The organism is Hydrogenophaga sp. (assembly GCF_035481345.1).
In the GTDB taxonomy this organism is placed as follows: Bacteria; Pseudomonadota; Gammaproteobacteria; order Burkholderiales; family Burkholderiaceae_C; genus Hydrogenophaga.
The window spans coordinates 18,900-43,019 of the sequence record NZ_DATIGV010000077.1 but is presented as its reverse complement, the minus strand read 5'-3'; the positions used below and the strand labels follow the sequence as shown (position 1 = coordinate 43,019).

Annotated in this window: 25 protein-coding genes; 6 read left to right on the top strand and 19 right to left on the bottom strand. The window is 69.0% G+C overall.

Features of this window, described 5'->3' with window-relative positions; genetic code table 11:
- Window position 1 precedes the first annotated feature (1 nt).
- The 3 genes from VLG41_RS07890 to VLG41_RS07880 form a co-directional block, all read right to left on the bottom strand.
- Window positions 2-715, bottom strand: coding sequence for an ABC transporter permease subunit (locus VLG41_RS07890; protein ID WP_325348843.1), 714 nt, complete (start codon window positions 713-715; stop codon window positions 2-4).
- Window positions 716-808: 93 nt separating this feature from the next.
- Window positions 809-1,489, bottom strand: coding sequence for an ABC transporter permease (locus VLG41_RS07885; RefSeq protein WP_414652466.1), 681 nt, complete (start codon window positions 1,487-1,489; stop codon window positions 809-811).
- Between the two features lie 9 nt (window positions 1,490-1,498).
- The gene (locus tag VLG41_RS07880) at window positions 1,499-2,341 is read right to left on the bottom strand and encodes an ABC transporter substrate-binding protein (protein ID WP_325348842.1); all 843 of its coding nucleotides are present in this window, start codon (window positions 2,339-2,341) and stop codon (window positions 1,499-1,501) included.
- A 207-nt stretch (window positions 2,342-2,548) separates the two neighbouring features.
- Between VLG41_RS07880 and VLG41_RS07875 the strand changes: the two genes are divergently transcribed.
- Window positions 2,549-3,514, top strand: a complete 966-nt coding sequence (locus VLG41_RS07875) for an MBL fold metallo-hydrolase (protein WP_325348841.1) — start codon at window positions 2,549-2,551, stop codon at window positions 3,512-3,514.
- Window positions 3,515-3,547: 33 nt separating this feature from the next.
- Here the strand turns inward: VLG41_RS07875 and VLG41_RS07870 are convergent, their stop codons facing one another.
- From VLG41_RS07870 to VLG41_RS07850, 5 genes are all read right to left on the bottom strand, one after another.
- Window positions 3,548-5,761 (bottom strand): heavy metal translocating P-type ATPase, encoded by a 2,214-nt coding sequence (locus VLG41_RS07870; protein WP_325348840.1) that lies wholly within the window; start codon window positions 5,759-5,761, stop codon window positions 3,548-3,550.
- 73 nt (window positions 5,762-5,834) lie between these two features.
- Window positions 5,835-6,188: a copper-binding protein gene (locus tag VLG41_RS07865; RefSeq protein ID WP_325348839.1), complete on the bottom strand. Its 354-nt coding sequence runs from the start codon at window positions 6,186-6,188 to the stop codon at window positions 5,835-5,837.
- A 38-nt stretch (window positions 6,189-6,226) separates the two neighbouring features.
- Window positions 6,227-6,715: a cupredoxin family protein gene (locus VLG41_RS07860; RefSeq protein WP_325348838.1), complete on the bottom strand. Its 489-nt coding sequence runs from the start codon at window positions 6,713-6,715 to the stop codon at window positions 6,227-6,229.
- A gap of 46 nt (window positions 6,716-6,761) precedes the next feature.
- Entirely contained in the window at window positions 6,762-8,141 is a 1,380-nt protein-coding gene (locus tag VLG41_RS07855) for a copper oxidase (protein ID WP_325348837.1), read from the bottom strand.
- A gap of 19 nt (window positions 8,142-8,160) precedes the next feature.
- Window positions 8,161-9,222, bottom strand: coding sequence for a hypothetical protein (locus tag VLG41_RS07850; protein ID WP_325348836.1), 1,062 nt, complete (start codon window positions 9,220-9,222; stop codon window positions 8,161-8,163).
- A gap of 179 nt (window positions 9,223-9,401) precedes the next feature.
- On the opposite strand from VLG41_RS07850, the gene VLG41_RS07845 reads away from it, so the two are divergent.
- Together VLG41_RS07845 and VLG41_RS07840 are read left to right on the top strand one after the other, a co-directional pair.
- Window positions 9,402-10,088: a heavy metal response regulator transcription factor gene (locus VLG41_RS07845; protein WP_325348868.1), complete on the top strand. Its 687-nt coding sequence runs from the start codon at window positions 9,402-9,404 to the stop codon at window positions 10,086-10,088.
- Window positions 10,075-11,448 carry a heavy metal sensor histidine kinase gene (locus VLG41_RS07840; RefSeq protein WP_325348835.1) on the top strand — a complete coding sequence of 458 codons (1,374 nt, stop codon included), beginning with the start codon at window positions 10,075-10,077 and terminating at the stop codon, window positions 11,446-11,448. Before VLG41_RS07845 ends, VLG41_RS07840 begins: the two co-directional genes overlap by 14 nt.
- Window positions 11,449-11,474: 26 nt before the next feature.
- On the opposite strand, the gene VLG41_RS07835 is transcribed toward VLG41_RS07840, so the two are convergent.
- The 9 genes from VLG41_RS07835 to mltG form a co-directional block, all read right to left on the bottom strand.
- A complete protein-coding gene (locus tag VLG41_RS07835; protein WP_325348834.1) occupies window positions 11,475-11,762 on the bottom strand; it encodes a CopK family periplasmic copper-binding protein in 288 nt (95 codons plus the stop codon).
- A 504-nt stretch (window positions 11,763-12,266) separates the two neighbouring features.
- Window positions 12,267-13,778: a tripartite tricarboxylate transporter permease gene (locus tag VLG41_RS07830; protein ID WP_325348833.1), complete on the bottom strand. Its 1,512-nt coding sequence runs from the start codon at window positions 13,776-13,778 to the stop codon at window positions 12,267-12,269.
- Window positions 13,779-13,797: 19 nt separating this feature from the next.
- Entirely contained in the window at window positions 13,798-14,283 is a 486-nt protein-coding gene (locus VLG41_RS07825; RefSeq protein ID WP_325348832.1) for a tripartite tricarboxylate transporter TctB family protein, read from the bottom strand.
- 110 nt (window positions 14,284-14,393) lie between these two features.
- Window positions 14,394-15,062, bottom strand: coding sequence for an ankyrin repeat domain-containing protein (locus tag VLG41_RS07820; RefSeq protein WP_325348831.1), 669 nt, complete (start codon window positions 15,060-15,062; stop codon window positions 14,394-14,396).
- Window positions 15,063-15,085: 23 nt separating this feature from the next.
- Window positions 15,086-15,892: a TatD family hydrolase gene (locus VLG41_RS07815; RefSeq protein ID WP_325348830.1), complete on the bottom strand. Its 807-nt coding sequence runs from the start codon at window positions 15,890-15,892 to the stop codon at window positions 15,086-15,088.
- Between the two features lie 73 nt (window positions 15,893-15,965).
- Window positions 15,966-16,337 carry a PilZ domain-containing protein gene (locus tag VLG41_RS07810; RefSeq protein WP_325348829.1) on the bottom strand — a complete coding sequence of 124 codons (372 nt, stop codon included), beginning with the start codon at window positions 16,335-16,337 and terminating at the stop codon, window positions 15,966-15,968.
- 95 nt (window positions 16,338-16,432) lie between these two features.
- Complete coding sequence (locus VLG41_RS07805; RefSeq protein WP_325348828.1) at window positions 16,433-17,440, bottom strand: DNA polymerase III subunit delta'; 1,008 nt, start codon at window positions 17,438-17,440, stop codon at window positions 16,433-16,435.
- The gene (gene tmk / locus VLG41_RS07800; RefSeq protein ID WP_414652465.1) at window positions 17,437-18,078 is read right to left on the bottom strand and encodes a dTMP kinase; all 642 of its coding nucleotides are present in this window, start codon (window positions 18,076-18,078) and stop codon (window positions 17,437-17,439) included. The genes VLG41_RS07805 and tmk overlap by 4 nt, the downstream gene beginning before the upstream one ends.
- A complete protein-coding gene (gene mltG, locus VLG41_RS07795; RefSeq protein ID WP_325348827.1) occupies window positions 18,078-19,085 on the bottom strand; it encodes an endolytic transglycosylase MltG in 1,008 nt (335 codons plus the stop codon). Before mltG ends, tmk begins: the two co-directional genes overlap by 1 nt.
- A gap of 75 nt (window positions 19,086-19,160) precedes the next feature.
- Between mltG and VLG41_RS07790 the strand changes: the two genes are divergently transcribed.
- Both VLG41_RS07790 and VLG41_RS07785 read left to right on the top strand, forming a co-directional pair.
- On the top strand, window positions 19,161-20,075 hold the full coding sequence (locus VLG41_RS07790) for a folate-binding protein (protein WP_325348826.1): 915 nt from the start codon (window positions 19,161-19,163) through the stop codon (window positions 20,073-20,075).
- A gap of 3 nt (window positions 20,076-20,078) precedes the next feature.
- Window positions 20,079-20,900: an NRDE family protein gene (locus VLG41_RS07785; protein ID WP_325348825.1), complete on the top strand. Its 822-nt coding sequence runs from the start codon at window positions 20,079-20,081 to the stop codon at window positions 20,898-20,900.
- Here VLG41_RS07785 and VLG41_RS07780 read toward each other — a convergent pair.
- Together VLG41_RS07780 and VLG41_RS07775 are read right to left on the bottom strand one after the other, a co-directional pair.
- A complete protein-coding gene (locus VLG41_RS07780; RefSeq protein ID WP_325348824.1) occupies window positions 20,887-21,753 on the bottom strand; it encodes a YbgC/FadM family acyl-CoA thioesterase in 867 nt (288 codons plus the stop codon). The genes VLG41_RS07785 and VLG41_RS07780 overlap by 14 nt on opposite strands.
- Before the next feature lies 1 nt (window position 21,754).
- Window positions 21,755-22,741: an alpha/beta hydrolase gene (locus VLG41_RS07775; protein ID WP_325348823.1), complete on the bottom strand. Its 987-nt coding sequence runs from the start codon at window positions 22,739-22,741 to the stop codon at window positions 21,755-21,757.
- Between the two features lie 84 nt (window positions 22,742-22,825).
- Between VLG41_RS07775 and VLG41_RS07770 the strand changes: the two genes are divergently transcribed.
- The gene (locus VLG41_RS07770) at window positions 22,826-23,968 is read left to right on the top strand and encodes an iron-containing alcohol dehydrogenase (protein WP_325348822.1); all 1,143 of its coding nucleotides are present in this window, start codon (window positions 22,826-22,828) and stop codon (window positions 23,966-23,968) included.
- Window positions 23,969-24,120 lie beyond the last annotated feature (152 nt).

The following is a 24,120-nucleotide window of genomic DNA, read 5'->3' as shown; positions in this document are numbered from 1 at the left end:
CTCAGTGCGCGCGCGGCGCCAGGTGGGCGAGGAAGTGCCGCTCGCTCAGCTTGAACACGCCCACCAGGGTGAAGGTGATGGTGAGGTAGATGGCGGCCGCGAAGATGTAGGCCTCGAAGGGCAGGTAGAAGTCGGAGTAGATGCGGCTGGCGGCGGCCGTCACGTCCAGCATGGCCGGCACGGCGCTGGCCAGGCTGGTGCTGTGCAGCATCATCACCACCTCGTTGCTGTAGGCGGGCAGGGTGCGGCGCATGGCACTGGGCAGCACGATGCGCCGCAGCGCCTGCCAGCGGCCCATGCCCATGGCCTGCGCGGCCTCGATCTCGCCGGCCGCCGTCTCGCGGATGGAGCCCGCCAGCATCTCGGCCGTGTACCCCGCGGTGTTGAGGCTGAAGGCGAGCAGGGCACAGAAGAAGGCGTCCTTGAACATCGTCCAGGGCCACACGGCGTCCCAGCGCGCCTGGATCCATTCGAGCTGGGCCAGCCCGTAATAGATCATGTACATCTGGATCAGCAGCGGCGTGCCGCGGATCACGTAGGTGTACGCGCCGACGAGCCAGCGCAGCGGTGCGGGGCCCTGCGTGAGCGCCAGCGCGAACACCACCGCCAGCACGCCGCCGATGGCCAGGCAGGACAGCAGCAGGCTCAGGGTGGTGAGCACGCCCTCGCCGTACATGGCGAGGTGGGCGGGTTGGAAGATGATGTCCCAACGCATGTCGTTGCACTCAGGCCGTCCGCCGGGCCGCCCCAAGGACGGCCTGCGCCCCCCCGGGGGGCAGCGGATACACGAAGTGAGAAGCGTGGGGGCTCATCGTTTCACGCCCAGGCTGAAGCGCCGGTTGACCCAGCGCAGCGCCCACAGCGACACCGAGGTGTAGACGAGGAACAGCCCGGCCGCGAACAGGAAGAAGGTGAAGGGCTCGCGCGTGGCCGCGCTGGCCTGCTTGGCCAGGTAAGTCATCTCGTGCAGGCCGATCAGGCTGACCAGGGCCGTGGCCTTGATGAGCACCAGCCAGTTGTTGGTGAAGCCGGGGATGGCGTAGCGCACCATCTGCGGCGCGGTGATGCGCAGGAAGGTGCGCACCGGCCCCATGCCGAAGGCCCAGGCCGCTTCCATCTGCCCGCGCGGGATCGCCAGGATGGCGCCGCGGAAGGTCTCCGTCATGTAAGCGCCGTAGATGAAGCCGATGGTGAGCACGCCGGCCGCGAAGGGGTTGATGTCCACTGTGCGGCGGCTGCCCATGGCCTCGAGCAGGTGGTTCAGGCCGATGGTGCCGCCGTAGAAGATGAGCAGCATGAGCACGAGTTCGGGCACGCCGCGCACCACCGTGGTGTACGCCGTGGCCAGCCACACCAGGGCGCGGCGGCCCGAGAGCTTGGCCACCGCGCCGACCAGGCCCAACAAAATGGCCACCACAAGGGCGGCCAGTGAGACGCCCACGGTGAGCAGGGCGCCTTGCAGGATGGACTGGTAGTAGCCGGACAACACGCGCCTGGCTTACTTGCCGTACACGTCGAAGTCGAAGTACTTCTTGCTGACGGTGTCGTAGACGCCGTTGGAGCGGATGGCCTTGATGGCGGCGTTCAGCTCGTCCTTGAGCGCGGTCTCGCCCTTGCGCAGCGCCACGCCGACCCCGGTGCCGTAGTACTTGGGGTCGTCCAGCACGGGGCCGACGAAGCCGTAGTCCTTGCCCTCGGGCTTGCTCAGGAAGCCGCCGTTGACTTCCACCTGGTCGGCCACGGTGCCGTCGAGGCGGCCGGACTTGATGTCCAGGTAGACCTGGTCCTGCGCTTCGTAGGGCACGATGTTCGCGCCGGAGGGCTTGAGCTCGGCCATGGCGTACTTCTCTTGCGTGCTGCCCTTGAGCACGCCGATCTTCTTGCCCTTGAGCGAGGCCGGGTCGGTGTAGGCCGTGCCGTTCTTCACCACGATGCGGCTGGGCGTGAAGTAGTACTTGTCCGTGAAGTCGACGACCTGCAGGCGCTCCTCGGTGATGGACATGGAGCTGATGATCGCGTCGTACTTCTTGGCCTGCAGGCCGGGGATCATGCTGTCCCAGACCTGTTCGACGAAGACACACTGGCGCTTGATTTCCTTGCACAGGGCCTCGGCGATGTCGACGTCGAAGCCGGTGGGCTTGCCGTCGGCGGTCTTGAAGGTGAAGGGCTCGTAGGTCGGGTCGATGGCGACCTTGAGTTCCGGCAGAGCGGCCGGGGCCGGGGCGGCGGCGGGGGCAGCGGCTGGGGCCGGCGCTGCGGCGGGCGCCGCTTCCTCTTTCTTGCCGCAGGCCGACAGGGCCACCGCGGCGACAAGGGCGGAATACAGGACAGCGTGTTTCATGAGAGATCTCGGTTGCCGCCCAGCCGGCCATCCGGCTGGTGCGAAGTAGGCGGGATTGTAGGTCTGGGCTTCTGGGGTGCTGGCTCCAAAAGGGCAGGTGTTTCCCTCGGTCAGTGGCCCCTGGGGCAGGGTGCAAGAAACAAGCCAGCGGTCGCGCCGGTGGGGGCTCGCCAGCGCGCGCTCGCGCTGATACATTCGCCATTGCTTATGTTCTGCTATTCCCTTCGCCGCACCGTCCCGGGCCTGCTGTGGCGCCTGTCATTGGGCCTGCTCACGCTCTCCGAAGCCCTGGCGCAAGCCCCGCTGCGCGCGCAGCCGGTGGCGCCGGACACCTGGTTCGCCCAGGGCGCGGCGGCGCTGGGTTCGCCGGCCAACCGCAACTTCATCTCCAACGCGGCCTTCGTCGTCACGCGCGAGGGCGTGGTGGTCATCGACGCGCTGGGCTCACCGGCGCTGGCCGACGAGCTGCTGGCCGAGATCGCGCGGGTCACGCCGCAGCCGGTGCGCTACGTGATCGTGACGCACTACCACGCGGACCACATCTACGGCCTGCAGCGCTTCAAGGCGGCGGGCGCCACCATCGTGGCGGTGGAGCAGGGGCGTGATTACCTGGCCTCCGACACGGCGCGCCTGCGCCTGCAGGCCAGCCGGGAAGAGCTGGCGCCCTGGATCGACGAGCGCACGCACCTGGTGCCGGCCGACCGCTGGCTGCAGGCCGACACCGTGCTCGAGTTGGGCGGCGAGCGTTTCCGCCTGCAGCTCGCCGGCCCGGCCCACACGCCCGAGGACCTGGTGGTGCTGCATGAGCGCACGGGCGTGCTGTTCGCGGGCGACCTGGTGTTTCGCGGGCGCATTCCCTTCGTGGGCCTGGCCGACAGCAGCGGCTGGATCCGCTCGCTGGACCGTTTGCTGGCCTTGCAGCCGCGCCTGCTGGTGCCGGGCCATGGGCCGGTGTCCGATCAGTCTGTCGCGGATCTGCAGTTGACCCGCGACTACCTCGTCCATCTGCGGCAGGCCATGGGCGAGGCCGCCAGGAACCTCGAACCCTTCGAGGACGCCTACGCGCGCACCGACTGGTCGCGCTTCGAATCGCTGCCGCTGTTCGGTGTGGCCAATCGCATCAACGCCTACAACACCTACCTGCTGATGGAGCGCGAGGGCATGGGGCGCTGAGCGTCATGGCCACGGCGCGTGGCCACTGAGCCCTCAGCGCCGCCAGCCGCGCAACAGCAGGGCGTTGCTCACCACGCTCACGCTGCTCAGCGCCATGGCCGCGCCGGCCACCATCGGGTTGAGCAGGCCGGCCGCCGCCAAAGGGATGCCGATCACGTTGTAGGCGAAGGCCCAGAACAGGTTCTGGCGGATCTTGCGATAGGTGCGGCGCGAGATGTCGATCGCGTCGGCCACCAGGGCCGGGTCGCCGCGCATCAACGTGATGCCGGCCGCGTGCATGGCCACGTCGGTGCCGGTCGACATGGCGATGCCCACGTCGGCCGAGGCCAGGGCCGGGGCGTCGTTGATGCCGTCGCCCACCATGGCCACCGCATGCCCGCCCTGTTTCAGGCCGCTCACGATGCCGGCCTTGTCGGCGGGCAGCACCTCGGCCTCGATGCGGGCGATGCCCAGGCGCTGGCCCACGGCCGCGGCGGCGCCCCGGTTGTCGCCCGTCAGCATCACCGTGCGCACGCCCATGCCGTGCAGGCGCTCGACGGCGCGCGCCGCGCTGGCCTTGGGCGCGTCGCCGAAGGCCAGCAGGCCCACCAGTTGCGGCGACTGCGTCGCGTCGGCCAGCCAGGACACGGTGCGTCCTTCGTCCTGCAGACGCCGCGCCTGCGCGGCCAAGGCCGCGGTGTCGACGCCGAGCTCCTGCATGAAGCGCGGGCTGCCCAGGTGCAGCGAACGGCCTTGCACCTGCGCCGACATGCCGCGCCCCGGCACCGCGCGCAGCTGGCTGGCCGGCAGCGGCGTCAGGCCCGCGGCCTGGGGCGACTCCAGCACGGCGCGCGCCAGCGGGTGTTCGCTGCCGGCCTGCAAGGCCAGGCTCCAGGGGATCAGATCGGCCTCATGCCCGGCCGCGGCCAGGCTGGCCACGAGCTGCGGCCGGCCCTCGGTCAGCGTGCCGGTCTTGTCGAAGGCCACCGTGTCCACGCGGTGCGCCACCTCCAGCGCCTCGGCGTCCTTGATCAGGATGCCCTGGCGCGCGGCCACGCCGGTGCCGGCCATGATGGCCGTGGGCGTGGCCAGGCCCAGCGCGCAGGGGCAGGCGATCACCAGCACCGCCACGGCGTTGAGGATGGCGCGCTCCCAGTCGCCCGTGAGCACGCCCCAGCCGAGCAGCGTGACCAGCGCCAGCACCAGCACCACCGGCACGAACACCGCGCTCACGCGGTCCACGATGCGCTGGATGGGCGCCTTCTTCGCCTGGGCCGATTCCACCAGGCGCACGATGCGCGAGAGTGTGGACTCGGCGCCGACAGCGGTGGTTTCCACTTCCAGCAGGCCATCGGCGTTGACGGCGCCGCCGGTCACCTTGTCGCCCGTGTGTTTGGCGACCGGCAGGCTCTCGCCCGTGATGAGCGACTCGTCCACCTGGCTCGCGCCGCTGAGCACGGTGCCGTCCACCGGCACGCGCTCGCCGGGGCGCACGATCACCACGTCGCCCACCTTCACGCGGGCCAGGGGCAGGTCCACGTCGCCGTCGGGCGTGCGCACGCGGGCGATCTCGGGCTTGAGCGCATTGAGCGCCGCGATGGCGGCGGTGGTCTGGCGCTTGGCGCGGGCCTCCAGCCACTTGCCCAGCAGCACCAGCGTGATGACCACCGCCGAGGCCTCGAAGTACAGGTGCGGCGTGCCGTGTTCCGCATGCTTGAACAGCAGGTACAGGCTCAGGCCGTAGCCCGCGCTGGTGCCCAGGGCCACCAGCAGGTCCATGTTGCCGGTGCCCGCGCGCAGCGCTTTCCAGCCGGCGCGGTAGAAGCGCGCGCCCAGCCAGAACTGCACCGGCGTGGCCAGGGCCAGTTGCAGCCAGCCATCGAGGGCCCAGTCGCGGCCGAACAGCATGGCCACCATGGGCAGCACCAGCGGCAGCGACAGCAGCGCGGCCAGCGCCACCGGCCACCAGGGTTCGCTGCCCTTGTGGGCTGCGTGCGCGCTCGTCGCCGCTTCTTCGTGAGGCTGGGCGGTGTAGCCGGCCTTTTCCACGGCGGCCATCAGCTGGGGCGCGGTGGCGCCGGTGGCGCGCACCGTGGCGCGCTCGGTGGCCAGGTTGACCTCGGCCTCACTCACGCCGGGCACGGCCTTCAGGGCCTTTTCGACCCGGCCGACGCAGGAGGCGCAGGTCATGCCCTCGATCTCGAATTCGAAGCTCTGCGCGGCGTTGGGCAAGCGGGCCCCGGTCAGGGGCGAAACAAGGGAGTTCATGGGCTTTCCGACTGGGTTGAGGTGACGAAAGCCAATGCTCGGGTCTGACATGGTGTCAAGGTCAAGCCATTTTTTATGGCTTGAGAGGCTTGATCGATTCGACCACCATCTGGCCTTTGTCCTGCACCGCAGTGAACTCCACCTTGTCGCCCACGGCGATGCCGTCGAGCATGGCCTTGTCGCGCACCGAGAAGACCATGGTCATGGGCGGCATGTCCATGTTCTTGATCGCGCCGTGCCGAAGGGTGATCTTGCCGCTGTCCTTGTCGATGCGGCGCACTTCCGCCTCGGCCGGCGGGAGGTTCTGCGTGGCCATCATGCCGCCATGGCCCGATCCCGTCTTGCCGTGGTCCATGCCTTGGGCAAAGGCGTGCGGTGCCAGCGAGAGCAGGGCGGCGAGGGCGAGGGCAGGGGTGGTCTTGTTCATGGGGTGGCTCCTGAGAATGAAACGGAACGGCCGGTGGCTCACTTGGCCACGACCTTGATCTTGCCGACCATGCCGGCCTCGTAGTGGCCGGGCAGCAGGCAGGCGAAGTCGAACTCGCCGGCGCGGTTGAATCGCCAGACGATCTCGCCGCGCTTGCCCGGGGCCACGTGGGACATGTAGGGTTCATCGTGCTCCATGCCCGGGAACTTCTTCATCAGCGCCGCGTGCTCGTCGAGTTCCTGTTTCGTGCCCAGCACGAACTCGTGCATCACCTTGCCGGAGTTGGTGTGCACGAAACGGATGGTCTCCCCCTGTCGCACCTCCAGCTTGTCGGGCGTGAAGCGCATGGCATCGGTCATGCCGATCTCGATGGTGCGGCTCACCGCCTTGGGGTCGCCAGCGATGCCCCAGGGTTTTTGCTCCATCCTGACCGGCATGGCTTTCTTGTGTTCCTCGTTGCCGTGGGCGGCCGCCAGGGTGGTGAGCGAGGCCAGGGACAGGAGCAGGGCGGCGGTGCGAAGTGTCATGAGATCTCCAATAAGGTGAACGATCGATGGAAGGGATTTGGCGGCGTCAGTGGTGCTTGTCGCTGTGCGTGGGCTTCACCGCGGTGGCAACGGCCTTGCCGCCGCGGCTGGCTGCGGGCGCGCTGGGTGCGGCTGGGGCGGCACCCGTCCATTCGTAGGCCACGGTGCCCGGCGGGAACTGGTAGGGGCCCGGGTCTTTGTAGTCCCCGGGCTTCTGGTCCTTGCGCACCTTGAACACGCTGAACATGCCGCCCATCTCGAGCGGGCCGAACTGGCCGGTGCCGCTCATCATGGGTGCGGTGTTGTCGGGCAGGGGCATCTGCATCTCGCCCATGTCGGCCATGCCACGCTCGCCCATCACCATGTAATCGGGCGCCACGCGCTGCAGCTTGTTCACCAGTCCGCGGTGGTCCACGCCGATCATGGTGGGCACGTCGTGCCCCATGGCGTTCATGGTGTGGTGGCTCTTGTGGCAGTGCAAGGCCCAGTCGCCTTCCTCGTCGGCGACGAGCTCGATCTGCCGCATCTGGCCGACGGCCACATCGGTGGTCACCTCGTACCAGCGGGTGGCGGGCGGGGTGGGGCCGCCGTCGGTGCCGGTCACCAGGAATTCGTGGCCGTGCAGGTGGATGGGGTGGTTGGTCATCGTCAGGTTGCCCACGCGGATGCGCACGCGGTCGTTGAGGCGCACGTTGAGCGTGTCGATGGCGGGAAACACGCGGCTGTTCCAGGCCCAGATGTTGAAGTCGGTCATGGTGTTGACCTTGGGCGTCTTGCTGCCGGGCTCCACGTCGAAGGCGTTGAGCAGGAAGCAGAAGTCGCGGTCGACCTCGCTGATGTGCGGGTGCTTGCCCTTGGGGTGCGTCACCCAGAAGCCCATCATGCCCATCGCCATCTGCACCATCTCGTCGGCGTGCGGGTGGTACATGAAGGTGCCGGGCCGGCGCGCTTCGAATTCATAGACGAAGGTCTTGCCCGTCGGGATGTGCGGCTGGGTGAGACCGCCCACGCCGTCCATGCCACTGGGCAGGCGCTGGCCGTGCCAGTGGATGGTGGTGTGCTCGGGCAGCTTGTTGGTGACGAAGATGCGCACGCGATCGCCCTCGACGACCTCGATGGTCGGCCCCGGGCTCTGGCCGTTGTAGCCCCACATGTTCACCTTGAAGCCGGGCGCGACTTCGCGCACCACGGGCTCGGCGACCAGGTGGAATTCCTTGACGCCGTTGTTCATGCGCCAGGGCAGGCTCCAGCCGTTGAGCGTGACCACGGGGTTGTAGGGGCGGCCGGTGTTCGGCACCAGGGGCGGGGCGGTGTCGACGGAGGTCTGGATGACGGGCTCGGGCAGGGCGGCGAGCGCGGAGCGGGCGACGGACAGGCCCGCCATGGTGGCGGCGGCGCCGGCGAAAAATTGACGACGGTTGTTCATGGGTGTGTTCAAGAGAGATTCAATGTCCGGCCGCGGGCGCTTCGCCACCGGCGCCACCGGGCGCGACGAAAGCCGTGGGTTCGCCGCCTTGCAGGACCCACATCAGGTCGGTGTCGGCGAGCCAGTAGTCGCGCACGGCGTCGACGGTTTCGCGCTGCGACTGCGCGCGGGCCTGCACCTCGGTGAGCAGGTCCCACACGCTCTTGAGCATGCCGTTGTACTGGAGCACGCTCTCGTCCACGATGAGGTTGCGCTGGGCCATCACGTCGTCGCGCAGGCCACGCGCCACGCTCAGGGTCGCGTCGCGCGAGGCCAGGGCCTGGCCGAAGTTGGCCTCGGCCTTCCACTGCTCCGCGTGGGGCAGTTGGGCTTTCACCTCGGCCAGTTCGGCGCCCAGTTCGGCGGCTGACAGCGTTTGCCGGGGCAGGTCCGGCAGGGTGTCCGGCAGCGCCAGGCGTTCGTGCACGCCGTTGAGCTGCAGCGTGTGAAGCAGGGCGCGCTCCGCCTGGCGCGCGGCCACGGTGGCCTGCTGCAGCGCGCGCCGTTCGCTGGCCAGGCCCAGTTCCACGCGACTCTGCTGGTACGCGCTCCAGTTGCCCACCTTCACCATGCGCCGGCCCAGTTCGGTGGCGGCCTCGGCCGCCTCCAGCGACGCGCGCTGAAGTCGCACGGCCTGGCGGGCCGCAACCGCGCGCAGCCAGGCGCGCCGCGCCTCGGCGGCCACCTCGAAGACCTCGCCCACGCCGTCGATGCGCCGCTGGTGCCGGGCATCGACCTCATGCCAGCGGCCCTGGGCGATGCGATCGGCATTGGCCGCGCCCAGCCGGGGCAGGACCTTCTGCAGCTCCAGGTGGGGTCGCCAGGCCAGGCGCGTGGCCGCTTCCAGCGACGGCACGGGGAAACCCGCCGTGGCGGCTTCCTGGGACGCTGGCGCGCCGTTGGCCGCTTCCCACTTGAGCAGGTCCGCGTGCCCGCGCTTGAACTGTCCCACGGCATCGTTGGCGGCCTTCCAGTCCGAAGACTGTTCAACCGCCGGCTGCGCACCGGCCATGGCCGCCGTGGCCAGGACCGCCACGGACACCAGAACCCTCGATCCGCGCGGGCTGAATGGATGCTTCACTCACCGACTCCTTTGATTGACTTGATGGCGAAGGGGATTCTTCGCAGCGGGCGGGAACAGCGGTCTGTCGACTTCATTACAGATTTGTCATCTTGCGCCCAGAGGCGAACAGCGTGGCACACTCGTTCGACCCCAGCAACATGAAGATCCTGATCGTTGAAGACGAGGCCCACACGGGCGAATACCTGCGCCAGGGCCTGCGAGAGGCGGGCTACTTCGTCGAACTCGCGCGCAACGGCGTGGACGGCCTGCACGAGGCCACCGAAGGCGGGTACGACCTGCTCATCCTCGATGTCATGCTGCCCGGCATCGACGGCTGGTCGCTGCTGCAATCGCTGCGTCGCAAGAACCAGCGCGTGCCGGTGCTCTTCCTGACCGCACGCGACAGCGTGGAAGACCGGGTCAAGGGCCTGGAGCTGGGCGCGGACGACTACCTCATCAAGCCGTTCTCGTTCTCCGAGCTGCTGGCGCGGGTGAAGTCCATCCTGCGGCGCGGCACCGCGGTGCAGGACGCCACCTCGCTTCAAGTGGCGGACCTGCACCTGGACCTGGTGCGAAGAAGGGTCATGCGCAAGGGCCAGCGCGTGGACCTCACGGCCAAGGAGTTCGGCCTGCTCGAGCTGTTCATGCGCCGGCGCGGCGAGGTGCTGCCGCGCACCCTCATCGCCTCCAAGGTCTGGGACATCAATTTCGACAGCGACAGCAACGTGATCGATGTGGCCGTGCGCCGCCTGCGCGCGAAGATCGACGATGGCTTCGACCTGAAGCTGCTGCAGACCGTGCGCGGCATGGGCTACGTCCTCGAAGACCCGAATGAAGAGGCTTGAGGCGTCGCGGGTGTCGCTCACCGTCCGACTGACGGTGCTCTTCGCGCTGGTCGTGGGCGCCGTGTTCTCGGGCCTGGGCTACCTGGTTCACCGGGAAACGGCCGCGCACTTCGTGGAACTGGACCAGGCCTTGCTGCGCGACAAACTCGCGCTCATCCGCGGCATCGCCGAGCGCAGCACCGGCCCGAACGACCTCTCGGCGCAGCTCGGAGCGGCCTTGCGCGGCCATGAAGGCCTACTGCTGCGCATCGACACGGCGGGACAGGAGATCTTTCGCCTGGGCGCGTTCGAGGTTCCACCGGCCTTGCGCGACGCCCCGGCAGGCCTGTCCTGGTCGGACGGCGACATGAGCTACTACGGCGAGCTCAACACCCTGCCGCTGCACTGGGATGCGCAGGCCGCCCTCGAGGTCTACGCCGCCGTCGACACCCACCACCACCGCCATTTCCTCGAGCTGCTGCAGCGCCAGCTGCTGATCTACATTGCGCTGTCCATCGCCGCGAGCACGCTGCTGGGTGCGGTCGTGACACGGCGCGGGCTGCGGCCGCTGCTGGCCATGAAGCACCAGGCCGAGCGCGTGAACGCCCGGGACTTCACCGAACGCATGCCCGTGAGCAGCCTGCCGGTGGAGATGCGCGGTTTGGCCAGCTCCATCAACGACATGCTCGACCGCCTGCAGCGCGACTTCGATCGCCTGAACGCGTTTTCCACCGATCTGGCCCACGAGTTGCGCACGCCCCTGAGCAACCTGCTGACCAACGCCCAGGTCACGTTGGCCGTGCCGCGCGGCGGCGACGCGTACCGCGCCAGCCTGGAGGTCATCTCAGAGGAACTGCAGCGGCTGGCCAAGACCGTCTCCGACATGCTGTACCTCGCCAAGACGGAGAACGACGCCAGCCTGCCGAGCGTGGAGTTAGTGGACTTGGCGAGCGAGGCGCGCTCACTGGTGGATTTTTATGAGGCTGTGGCCGACGAGAAGGGCGTGCGCTTCAGCGTGACCGGCGACGCGCGCGTGCGCGGCGACCGGCTGATGATTCGCCGCGCGATCGGCAACCTGCTGTCCAACGCCGTGCGCCACGCGCCCGCGCAGGACCGCGTCGAGGTGGCCATTTCGCTCACCGCCGCTCGGGCGCGGCTGCGGGTCAGCAACACGGGCGAGCCCTTGACGGCCGACCAGCGCCGCGCCATGTTCGATCGCTTTTTCCGCCTGAGCCAGGGACGCCAGCGTCTGGAGGGCGAGGGCGTCGGGCTGGGGCTGCCGATCACGCGGGCGATCATGTCCAGCCACCAGGGCGAGGTGGATGTGCACTGCGAGAACGGCCGCATCCACTTCACGCTGGGTTTTCCGCGAGAGGCGTGACGATGATCCCTGCCGGCGGACCAGTCTCAGTTGCTGTGCCCCTTCTGCAGAAGGTAGTTCAAGCGTGCGACTTCGTTGCTGCTGGCCTGGATCGTTCGGCCGTCGGCCGCCTGCAAGGTTTCGCCTGGCTTGAGGTAGATCGCACGACCGTATCGATTTTCGCGGGCCATGCGGCCATCGTCGAAAACGTAGAGCACGTCACCGTTCTTCAGCGGGACCATTTCCTTGGCGGAGGACCGGGCAGCATCGCCCGCGAAGGCCGAAGCGGCGCCGAGCAACAGGGCGAAGGTGCAGGCGAGAAAACGAGCATTCATGTGAACTCCTTGGAAGTTCCCGTAGCGCAAGGACGCTGCGGGGCACGGGGGTGCGCCGCGAACAGTAGGCCCAAGGGCATGACGCGAAGGCTGCGGCGTCATGACGCTTTTGTCAGGTGGATTCTTCAGGAGAGGCCATGAAAGATCAGCACGCACGCCACCGCCAGCGGCTTGATGGCTTCAACGATTCTGTATATTTACATAATATACATCGTAGAACTTCAGAGGAAATACCGTTCAACCGCCGTTAGCCAACGCCGCGCCGGCGCATGTCCCCGGCACGAGGTCGCGGATCAAGCACCGACACCACGGAGCACCCCATGAACGTGGATGCCGCAGAAACTTGTAGCGCCAGCTTGGCATCGATGTGCCGGGGCGCGCGGTCCAGTTGCGCCCGGCCATGCCCGCGCCGAGGCGCTGAACACCCTCAACGAGTGCAAAAAAAAGCCCCGGTCTATCGATCGGGGCTTTCTTCTTGGGAGTCAGCGTGGTGGTGGGAGGCGATCACTCCTCCACAAACGCTTCTTCCCTCTTCTTCTTCACCGCCGGCAAGAGCACGATGATCAGCAGCAGCACCGCCACCACCAGCAGCGAGGCCGAGATCGGGCGCGTGACGAACACAGCCCAATCGCCTCGGGAGATGAGCAGCGCGCGGCGCAGGTACTCTTCCATCATCGGGCCGAGGATCAGGCCCAGCAGCAGCGGCGCGGGTTCGCAGCCGAGCTTGATGAAGACGTAGCCGATGAGGCCGAACAGGGCCACCATCCAGATGTCGAAGCTGTTGTTGTTGGTCGAATACACGCCGATGGCACAGAACAGCACGATCGCCGGGTACAGCCACTTGTAGGGCACCGTCAGCAGCTTGATCCACATGCCGATCAGGGGCAGGTTCAGGATGATCAGCATGGCGTTGCCGATCCACATCGAAGCGATCAGGCCCCAGAACAGATCCGGGTTGCTGGTCATCACCTGCGGGCCGGGCTGGATGTTGTGGATGGTCATGGCACCCACCATCAGCGCCATCACGGCGTTGGGAGGAATACCCAGCGTGAGCAGCGGGATGAACGAGGTCTGCGAACCGGCATTGTTGGCCGATTCGGGCGCCGCCACGCCGCGGATGTTGCCCTGACCAAAGGGAACCTCACCGGGCTTGAGCCTGGTCTTCTTCTCGATGGTGTAGGCCGCGAAGGCGGACAGCAGCGAGCCACCGCCCGGCAGGATGCCCAGGGCCGAGCCCAGGGCCGTGCCGCGCAGCACCGCCGGGAACATGCGCTTGAAGTCCTCGGCCGTCGGCATGATGCCGGTCACCTTGGCGGTAAAGACCTCACGCTTGGACTCGTCGTGCGACAGGTTGCTGATGATTTCGCCGTAGCCGAACAGGCCCATGGCAATGACCACGAAGCTCACGCCGTCGGTGAGTTCGGGAATGTCGAACGAGAAACGCGCCACGCCGGAGTTGATGTCGGTACCGATGAGGCCGATGAGCAGGCCCAGCACGATCATGGCCAGCGCCTTGATCAGCGAACCCGAGGCCAGCACCACGGCACCGATCAGGCCGACGACCATGAGCGAGAAGTACTCGGCCGGGCCGAAGCTCAGGGCGATTTCGGTCAGCGGGGGCGCGAAGGCGGCCAGCACCAGCGTGGCCACGCAACCCGCGAAGAACGAGCCCAGGCCTGCGGCCGCCAGCGCGGGACCGGCCCTGCCCTTGCGCGCCATCTGGTAGCCGTCGATCACGGTCACGACCGAGGACGATTCGCCCGGCAGGTTCACCAGAATGGCCGTGGTAGAGCCGCCGTACTGCGCGCCGTAGTAGATACCGGCCAGCATGATGAGCGCCGACACGGGCTCCAGGCCGTAGGTAACGGGCAGCAGCATGGCGATGGTGGCCAGCGGTCCCAGGCCCGGCAGCACGCCGATGAGCGTGCCCAGTAGGCAGCCGACGAAGGCGTACAGCAGGTTCTGCCCGGTGAAGGCGACGCTGAAGCCGAGTGAGAGGTGTTCGATCAGTTCCATGGTGTTGTTGTCTCCGTGATCACTGGCCCAGGAACCACGGCAGAACCGGGAACTGCAGATTGAGGGCGTAGACGAAGGCGCCGTAGCTGCCAATGGCCAGCGCCGTGGCCAGAATGACCGATTCCTTGAGCTTGTGGCCCGGGCGCGCATAGCCCGAGATCAGCACCAGGCCGTAGATGGCCACGATGAGGCCGAAGTGCGGGATGCCCCAGGAAGGAATGCCCACCAGCAGCGCACCAAAGGCCAGGTTGGCACCCAGGATGAAGATCAGAGGACGCCAGGCGATGCCACCGAGCGACTGATCACCGACGTGCTTGCCGAACGATTGGAGCGTGATGACGACGCCCAGAACGGCCAGCAGGATGCCCAGCAACAAGGGGAAATAGCCCGGTCCCATGCGGGCCGCGCTGCCGATATCGAAATTGGTTGCGCCCACCCCGAAGGCAATGCCTACGATGGTGAACATGAGGCCGGACACGAAGTCCTTCTGGCTCGCTATTTTCACGACGTCTGTCTCCTGGGGATGCAAAAAACTTGCGCATTGTCCGCGCATGACCAAGCAGCGGGCATGTGGGATACACCTATGGCTGACGTCAGCCTGACTGGGCCTTGGCCTTACCAGCGGCCGGTCGACTGCTTGGCTCGGATGGCCGCGGCGATGGCATCGGCCGTTTCCTTGCGGCCCGCCCGGTGCGCGAAGTCGATGGCGCTCAGGCCTTGCTCGTTCTTCATCGCCGTGTCCGCGCCCTCCTCCAGCAAGAGTCGCACCACCTGCGGGTTGCCGTAGAGCGCGGCCATCATCAACGGCGTGCTGCCGTTGGGGGACTGGGCGTCGATGAAGGCGTGGTGCTCCAGCAGCAGGCGCACCACGGGCAGGCTGCGCTCGCTGGGGTGCGTGGCGGCGTAGTGCAGCGGTGCCCAGCCAGGCTTGTTCACCTCGGCCTGGCGATCGATGAGCCGGCGAACGAGTTCGAGCTTGCCCTTGAGCGCGGCCATCATCAGCGGCGATTCGCCTTTCGCGTTGCGGTGCTCCACCTTCACCTCGGGCCGGCTGAGCAGGAACATGGCCACGCGGTCGGACTCGTCGCGCAGCGCCAGGTACAGCGGGTGCTGACCGCCGGGGTCCAGGGTGTTGAGGTCGAAGCCGCGCTGGGCGAGCTGGGCAAGGGTGTCCGGGTCGTTGCGCTTGATGGCGGAGAAAAAGTCGTCGTACGAGCTGGCCCAAGCGCCAGGGCTTAGAACACCCAGGGTCAGAAGGCATTTCAAAACAATGCGCTTGTTCATTTTTTTCAAGTAAATCTCGAGATTCAGGAGGCCACGACTCGATCGAACAAGCGCTCGAAATTGCGGCTGGTGGCCTCCGCCACGGCCTCGACCGGCAGGCCCTTGAGTTCGGCCACCTGCGCCGCCACGTGCGGCACCAGCGCTGGCGTGTTGACCTTGCCCCGGTAGGGCACGGGGGCCAGGTAGGGGCTGTCCGTCTCGATCAGCAGGCGCTCCATCGGCACCAGGCGCGCGGTCTCGCGCAGATCGGCGGCGTTGCGAAAGGTGAGGATGCCGGAGAACGAGATGTAGAAGTCCAGATCGAGCGCGGCGCGTGCGACCTCGGCGGTTTCGGTGAAGCAGTGGAACACGCCCCGGGCTGGTGCACGTCCGTCGCCGGGGCCGAAGCCGCCCTCCTCGCGCAGGATGTCCAGCGTGTCGTCCGAGGCGCTGCGCGTGTGGATCACCAGTGGCAGCCCAGTCTGGCGCGCGGCGCGGATGTGCACGCGAAAGCGCTCGCGCTGCCATTCCATGTCGGCCAGGCTGCGATCGCCCAGGCGGTAGTAGTCCAGGCCGGTTTCGCCGATGCCCACCACTTTGGGGCGCGCAGCGCCGTCCAGCAGGTCCTGCAGGGAGGGCTCGATCACGTCTTCGCTGTCGGGGTGCACGCCCACCGTGGCCCACAGGTGGGCGTGGTCGTGCGCCAAGGCGTGGACCTCGTCGAACTCTTCCATCGTGGTGCAGATGCACAGGGCGCGATCGACCTGGGCCTCGGCCATGGCTTGGAGCACGGCGGGGAACTGCTTGCGCAGTTCGGGGAAATTCAGGTGGCAGTGCGAGTCGGTGAACATCCGCCAATGATCCCCCAAAAACACAACGCCCCACGGCCGGGCGGCGGTGGGGCGTTTCGCGGGGTGAACCGGTTCAGAGCGTCTGTGTCTGGCGATCGGAGCCGATGCTGGCGCCCAGTATCTCCTCGATCTTGAGCTTGAGCTGCTTCGATTTTTCGTCGGCCGGGAAGCGGATGCCCACGCCCTGGGTGCGCCCTCCCTGGGCCTTGGCCGGCGTGACCCAGGCGACCTTGCCCGCCACCGGGTAGCGTTGCGGGTCGTCGGGCAGGCTCAGCAGCACGTAGACGTCATCGCCCAGCCGGTACTCGCGCGACGAAGGGATGAAGATGCCGCCGTCCGCGAACAGGGGCACGTAGGCGGCGTACAGCGCGGCCTTTTCCTTGATCGAGAGCTGGATGACGCTGGGCCGCGCGGCGGCGCCGGTGGTGGACGGGTTGGTGCTCATGCGGTCGAGTGTAGGGGCTGGGACTCGGCCGAAAGGCCGATAACAGAGCGCGGCGGTCGTGCAGTTTTCAGCGTCGTGATGCGGTCGGTTGCACTTCAGCGACCAGCGGTCGCCAGGGCCTGACGCGCCCGCGCCGCCCAGGCCTCCTGCAACAGCCCGGCCTGGTACGGGTGCTCCACGCTGCGGGCCGCCTGCGTGAGCTCGTCCGACCAGCGGGCCAGCACGCGCCAGGGGGGCGATGGCGGCAACTGCTCGGCCGGGAAGAAGCGCGGCGCCGCGCCCGCCGCGCGGGCCATGAGGTCGTGGCAGAGCTTCTGCAGCACGTCGAGCTGTTGCGCGGGGGCCTGCTCGCCCAGCACCTTCCAATCGCCACGCGCCATGGCCTGTGGCAGGCCGGCCCATTGCTCGGGCGTGAAGCCGCGGCGCGACAGGGCCAGCGCCTCGTCGGGCCGGCCGCCGGAGGCGCGCCACCAGGCCTGCGCGGCGGCAGGCGGCACCTCGGCGGCCGCCTGCAGCCAGGGCAAGGCCTCGGCCTCGTCGGGCCATTGCAGGGTGTGCGTCTGGCAGCGGCTGCGGATGGTGGGCAGCAGCAGGTGCGCGGCCTCGGTGGCGAGCACGAAGCGCACGCTCGGGCTCGGCTCCTCCAGCGTCTTGAGCAGGGTATTGGCGGCCTCGACGTTGAGCCGCTCGGCCGGGTAGACCAGCACCACCTGCGTGCCGCCGCGCGCGCTGGTGGTCTGGGTGAAGGCCACGGCCTGCCGCGCGGCTTCCACGCGGATGGCCTTGCTGGGCTTGCGCTTCTTGTCGTCGAGTTCGCGCTGGGTCGATTCGTCCAGCGGCCAGGCCAGCTCCAGGCTCAGCGTCTCGGGCATGAGCACGCACAGGTCGGCGTGCGTGCGCACGTCGATGGCGTGACAACTGGGGCACTGGCCACAGGCGCCGTGGGGCTGGGGGCGTTCGCACAGCCAGGCGCGCGCCAGGGCCAGGCCCAGCTCGTACTGTCCCAGGCCCGAGGGCCCGGCCAGCAGCACGGCGTGGGTGCGCCAGGGCAGCAGCGATTCCAGCTGGCGTTGCAGCCAGGGGGCGAGAGCCGTGTCGTTCATGGCAACCAGCCGCGCTGTTGGAAAGCGTCCCGCACGATGGCCGCCACGCGCTCGCGCGGCTGGTTCGCGTCGATGCGCACGAAGCGCGTGGGCTCGGCCTGGGCGCGCGCGGCGTACCCCGCGCTCACGCGCTCGAAGAAGGCCTGCGGTTGCGCCTCGAAGCGGTCGGGCACGCGGGCGCCGGCCAGGCGCTCGGCCGCCACCGCCGCCGGCAGATCGAACCACAGGGTCAGGTCGGGCTGGCGCAGGCCACCGTCGGTGCTGGCCTGCACCCAGCGCTCCAGTTGCGCGAGCACGGCCATGTCGAAACCGCGCCCGTGGCCCTGGTAGGCGAAGGTGGCGTCGGTGAAGCGGTCGCACAGCACCACGTCGCCGTGCGCCAGCGCGGGCTCGATCACACGCTGAAGGTGGTCGCGCCGTGCGGCGAACATCAGGAGCGACTCGCTCAGCGGGTCCATCGGGTCATTGAGCACCAGGGTGCGCAGCTTCTCGGCCAGCGGCGTGCCGCCCGGTTCGCGCGTGAGCACCACGTGCCGCCCGGCGGCGTCGAAGGCCTTGGCCAGCATGTCGATGTGGGTGGACTTGCCGGCACCGTCGATGCCTTCGAAGCTGATGAACAGACCGGTGGACATGGGCATCAGCGGCGCAGGATGAAGCGCCGCACGGCGGCGTTGTGTTCGTTGAGCGTGGCGCTGAACTGGCTGGAGCCGTCGCCGCGCGAGACGAAATACATGGCGTCGGTGCGGGCCGGCTGCACGGCCGCCATGATGGACGCCATGCCCGGCAGGGCAATGGGCGTGGGGGGCAGGCCGGCGCGCGTGTAGGTGTTGTAGGGCGAGTCGGTGTCCAGGTGCGTGCGGCGCAGGTTGCCGTTGAAGGCCTCGCCCAGGCCGTAGATCACGCTCGGGTCGGTCTGCAGCCGCATGCCGACGCGCAGGCGGTTGGCGAATACGCCGGCGATGCGCCCGCGGTCGGCGGGCTGGCCGGTTTCCTTCTCGACGATGCTGGCCAGGATCAGCGCCTCCTCGGGCGACTGCAGCGGCACGCCCGGATCGCGTTGCGCCCAGGCCTGGGCCAGACGCTCGTCCATGGCGCGCGCGGCCTGGCGCAGCACGGTGGACACGGGCGTGCGCTTGGTGACGCGGTAGGTGTCGGGGAAGAAGCGGCCCTCGGGGTGCTGACCGGGGTAGCCGATGCGCTCCATGGTCTGCTCCGGGCCCAGGCCTTCCAGGTCCTGCGTCAGGTCGGGCGATCGGCGCAGCGCGTCGATCGCCTGGCGTGCGGTCCAGCCCTCGATGATCTGGGCGTTGACCATGGCCTGCTCGCCGCGCACCAGCTTGTTCAGCAGGCTGCGCGGCGTGGTGCCCGGGGCAATTTCATAGACACCGGCCTTGATGCCGCGCGACTCGCCGGAGAGGCGGAACCAGGCATACAGCAGCGCGGCCGGTGCCTGCACGCCAGCGGCCTCGATGCGGTTGGCCGCGCCACGCGCGGAGCTGCCCGCCGGGATCTCGAATTCAAGCGGCGCGCTCTCGCTCACCGAGGCCGGGAGGCTGAGGGGATGGTGGACCCACCAGTGGGCGGCCATGTAGGCCAGACCCAGGAGCAGCAAGGGGACGACCACCAGGTTCTTGAACAGGCGCATGTAGGCGTGCTGAAGGCAGGGAGAAGGCGCCGGGCGGCGACGGCGCGACAGACGGACCATGATAATTCAGCGCGCATGACCCAAGTCACCCCCCTCCCCCGCCTGCACGGCGTGGCCCACCTGCCATCGCTCGGCGTGATCGCCGCCGAGGGCGACGAGGCCGCGTCCTTCCTCCACAGCCAGCTCACGCAGGACTTCGCCCTGCTTGGCGTGAGCGAGGCGCGCCTGGCGGCGCTGTGCACCGCCAAGGGCCGCATGCTGGCCAGCTTCGTCGCCTTCAAGCGCGCGCACGACCGCATCCTGCTCGTCTGTCGCCGCGACCTGTTGCCCACCACCCTCAAGCGCCTGCAGATGTTCGTGCTGCGCGCCAAGGTGAAGCTGCGCGACGCGAGCGACGAGTTCGCGCTGCGCGGCCTGGCCGGCGACGCCGTGCCCGCCGGCCTGGGCGCCGCGCCCTGGAGCCACCTGGCCGAAAGCGACGTCAGCGTGGTGCGCCTCTACCCGGCCGGGGACACGCCGCGCGCCTTGTGGGTGGGCCCGGCCGACGCGGCCCCCTCTGGCCCCACACTCACCGAAGCGCAATGGGACTGGCTGGAGGTGACCAGCGGCGTGGCGACCTTGAGCCAGCCCGTGGTCGAGGCCTTCGTGCCCCAGATGCTCAACTACGAGTCGGTGGGCGGCGTGAACTTCAAGAAGGGCTGCTACCCCGGCCAGGAGGTGGTGGCGCGCAGCCAGTTCCGCGGCACGCTCAAGCGCCGCGCCTACCTGGCGCATGCCGACGCGCCGCTGCAGTCCGGCCAGGAGGTCTTCCACGCCAGCGACGCCGAGCAGCCCACCGGCACCGTGGTGCAGGCCGCGCCCCACCCGCAGGGCGGCTGGGACGCCATCGTCTCCATGCAGACCGGCTCGGCCGACGGCGCGCCCCTGCGCGCGGGCGAGGCCACGCTGCACCTGCTGCCGCTGCCCTACCCCTTGCTGGACGACATCTGAACGATGTGCCTGATCGCCTTCGCGATCGATGCCGCGCCCGGCGTGCCGCTGCTGGTGGCCGCCAACCGCGACGAGTACTGGGCCCGCCCCACGGCCGCGCTGCACCGATGGACGCTGGACGACGGGACCCCCGTCGTCGCCGGGCGTGACCTGCGCGACGGCGGCACCTGGCTGGGCCTGGGCCCGACGGGGCGCATCGCCTGGCTCACTAACGTGCGCCAGCCGGGCGCCGAACACCGTGGCCGCAGCCGCGGTGAGCTCGTGGCCCGCTGGCTGCAGAGCGACACCGACAGCACAGGTTTCGTTGAGGCCCTGGACCCCGCCGCCTACGCCGGCTTCAACCTGGTCGTGGGCGACCTGCGCCGCGGCGAATGGGCCTGGATCGGCAACCGGCACCCCGACGCGCCACACGCCGAGCAGGCACCCGAGCGGCACTGGCAGGCCATCGGCCCTGGCGTGCACACCCTGTCCAATGCCACGCTGAACACGCCCTGGCCCAAGGCGCGGCGGCTCGCCAAGGCCCTGGGCGATGCGCTCGACAGCCGCGACGAGCAAGCGGTGCCTCTGACCGGCGCGCTCATCGACACCACGCTCGCGGCGGACGCCGAACTGCCGCGCACCGGCGTGCCCGACGAGGTGGAGCGTGTGCTCTCCAGCCCCTTCGTGCACTGGCCCGACCACGCCTACGGCACGCGCTGCTCCACCCTGCTGCGCCTGGGCGCCGACGGCGAACTGCGCGTCGACGAATGGACGCACGACGGCACCGCGGCCACGCCTGCGCTGTCCGCGCAGGCGCACCGGCACGAGCGGATCAGAGTGCCTTGACCATGGTCTGGTGCGGGATGCCGGCTTCCTCGAACGCCTCCCCGCGCGGCGCGAATCCCAGGCGCGCGTAGAAGCCCACCGCGCTGCGCTGCGCGTTCAGCACCACCTCGCGGTCGCCGCGCGCGCGGGCCGCGTCCATCAGCCCGAACAGCACCCGCCGGCCCAGGCTGCCACCGCGCAGCACGCGGTGCACCGCCATGCGGCCGATCTTGCCCACGCCGGGCTCGCCGCGCAGCAGCCGCCCGGTGGCCACCACGCGGCCCAGGCGGTTGCGCGCCACCGCGTGCACCGCCGTCGCGTCGGCCTCGTCCATCTCCAGCTCCAGCGGAATGCCCTGCTCCTGCACGAACACCTCGGCGCGCAGTTGCCGCGCGCCCTCGCCCAGCTCGGCCCAGTGGCCCACGCGCAGGTCGAGCATGTCCTCGCCCGCCTCGTGGCCCAGCAGGATCTCGCGCAGCGCCTGCGGCACCGGGCGCGAGCGCTGCGTCGCGGGGTCGGCGAACACGTAGACGATCTCGCCCGTGATCAGGTGCTCGTCGCCCCGGAAGATGGCCCCCGTGAAGGCCATGGAGCTGGTGCCCACGCGGCTGCATTTCATCGCCACGTCGATCTGCTCGTCCGCGCGCGCCGAGGCGTGGTACTCCACCGTGGCCTTCACCACGTACAGGTCGCCGTCCAGCGAATGCATGGACTCCTCGTACGGCAGCGCCAGCGCGCGCCAGTAGTCGCTGATGGCGGTGTCGAAGTACATCAGGTAGTGCGCGTTGAAGACGATCTTCTGCATGTCCACCTCGGCCCAGCGCACGCGCAGGCGGTGAAAGAAGCGGAAGTCGTCGCGGGTCAATCGGTTCATCTCAGTCGTCTCCTCCAAAAGCATTCTTCAGGGCGCGCGCGGCGTGCTGGTGGGCCTTGCGCGCCTCGGGGATGGCGCGGCCGAACTGCACGAAGTTGTGCACCACGCCGGCGTAGATCTCCAGGTCCACCGGCACGCCGGCCAGGCGCAGGCGGTCACAGAAGGCCACGCCTTCGTCCACCAGCGGGTCGCACTCGGCCAGGCCCATCCACACCGGGGCCGCGCCATCCAGCTCCTTCCATTCGCCGCGCTCGTCGCGCCCATCCAGGGGGGCGAAGCGCCAGTCGTCGCGGTCCGCCGGGCTGCGCAGGTAGTGGCCGAAGAAGTAGTTGATGTTCGGCTCGTCCAGGATGAAGCCGTGCGCATAGGTGCGGTGCGAGGGCGTGTCCTGGTGGCCGGCGCAGCCCGGGTAGAAGAGCAGTTGCAGCGCCAGCGGCCAGCCCGCGTCGCGCGCCTGCAGCGCGGTCGCGATGGCCAGCGTGCCACCCGCGCTGTCGCCGCCCACGGCGATCCGCGTGGCGTCCAGGCCCAGGGCGCCGGCCGCATCGCGAAGCCAGGCCAGGCTGTCCCAGGCGTCGTGCACCGCGCCGGGGAACTTGCGCTCGGGCGCCAGCCGGTAGTCCACCGAGAGCACCGCGCAACCCGCCAGGTGGGCCAGCGAGCGGCACAGCGGCTCGTGCGTGGCCACGCTGCCGATGGTGAAGCCGCCGCCGTGGAAATACAGCAGCACCGGCAGGCCGTGCGCCTCGGTCGGCAGGAACAGCCGCGCGGGCAGCTCGGCACCGTCGCGCGTGGGAATGCGCAGGTCTTGCGTGCGGGCCATCGCCGGTGGCGACACCTCCAGCACGCCCGCGCCGGCGGCATAGGCCTCGCGCGCCCGCTGGGGCGTCAGCGAGTGGAATGGCGGGTGACCGGCGCGCGCGATGCGATCGATGACGCCGCGCATGGCCGGCGTCAGCCGCGCACGCGGATCGGGGTGGTGGGACATGGGTGGGCTTGTCGGCTCGGCGACCGCGCAAACGCGGCGCGTCCGTATAGTTTTCGCTGCCCCGAACCATAACCGGAGACAGACATGGCCCAGATCCTCTACGTGACAAACATCCTCATCGACTACGGGGCCTTGTCGCAGTTGCCCGCCGAGTGCGAGCGCATCGGCATGCGCCACCCGCTGGTCGTCACCGACGCCGGTGTGCGCAACGCCGGCCTGCTCGACAAGCTGCAGGCCGCCCTGCAGGGCACGCCCGCCGCCGTGTTCGACCAGACCCCCTCCAACCCCACCGAGGCCGCCGTGCGCGCCGCCGTCGAGATCTACCGCAAGGAACGCTGCGACGGCCTCATCGCGCTCGGCGGCGGCAGCGCCATCGACTGCGCCAAGGGCGTGGCCATCGCCGCCGCGCACGAAGGTCCCCTCAAGACCTACGCCACCATCGAAGGCGGCTCGCCGAAGATCACCGCCGCCGTACCGCCCCTCATCGCCGTGCCCACCACCGCCGGCACCGGCAGCGAGGTCGCGCGCGGCGCCATCCTCATCGTCGACGACGGCCGCAAGCTGGGCTTCCACAGCTGGCACCTGGTGCCGCGCACCGCCCTGCTCGACCCCGAGCTCACCCTGGGCCTGCCACCGCTGCTCACCGCCGCCACCGGCATGGACGCCATCGCCCACTGCATGGAAACCTTCATGAGCGCGGCCTTCAACCCGCCGGCCGACGGCATCGCGCTGGACGGCCTGCGCCGTGGCTGGGCCCACATCGAGCGCGCCACGCGCGACGGCAGCGACCGCGAGGCCCGCCTGAACATGATGAGCGCCAGCATGCAGGGCGCCATGGCCTTCCAGAAAGGCCTGGGCTGCGTGCACAGCCTCAGCCACAGCCTGGGCGGCCTCAACCCGCGCCTGCACCATGGCACCCTCAACGCCGTGTTCCTGCCCGCCGTCATCCGCTTCAATGCCGAGACCGACAGCATGCGGCGCGAGCAACGCCTCGACCGAATGGCCCAGGCCATGGGGCTGGGCGCCGGTGACGAGGTGCCCGCCGCCGTGGCCGAGTTGAGCGCGCGCCTGGGCCTGCCCAAGGGCCTGGCGGCCATGGGTGTGGATCGCGCGCTGTTCGACCGCATCATCGACGGCGCCCTGGCGGACCACTGCCACAAGACCAATCCCCGGCTCGCCTCCCCCGACGACTACCGGGCCATGCTGGAGGCTTCCTTGATGGCTTGAGAACTTTTGTAGTTCTTTTGTTTTTATGTTCACGAAAATTTGACGACTTAAGCAGTGCTGTAATCGGCTTTTCAGGTGAGGAAGAGCCGTCATGCGAAAGCACAGCGCAGTCAGGCGTGTCAAAGCCGCCCCCGATTTGCCCGCGAAAGCCC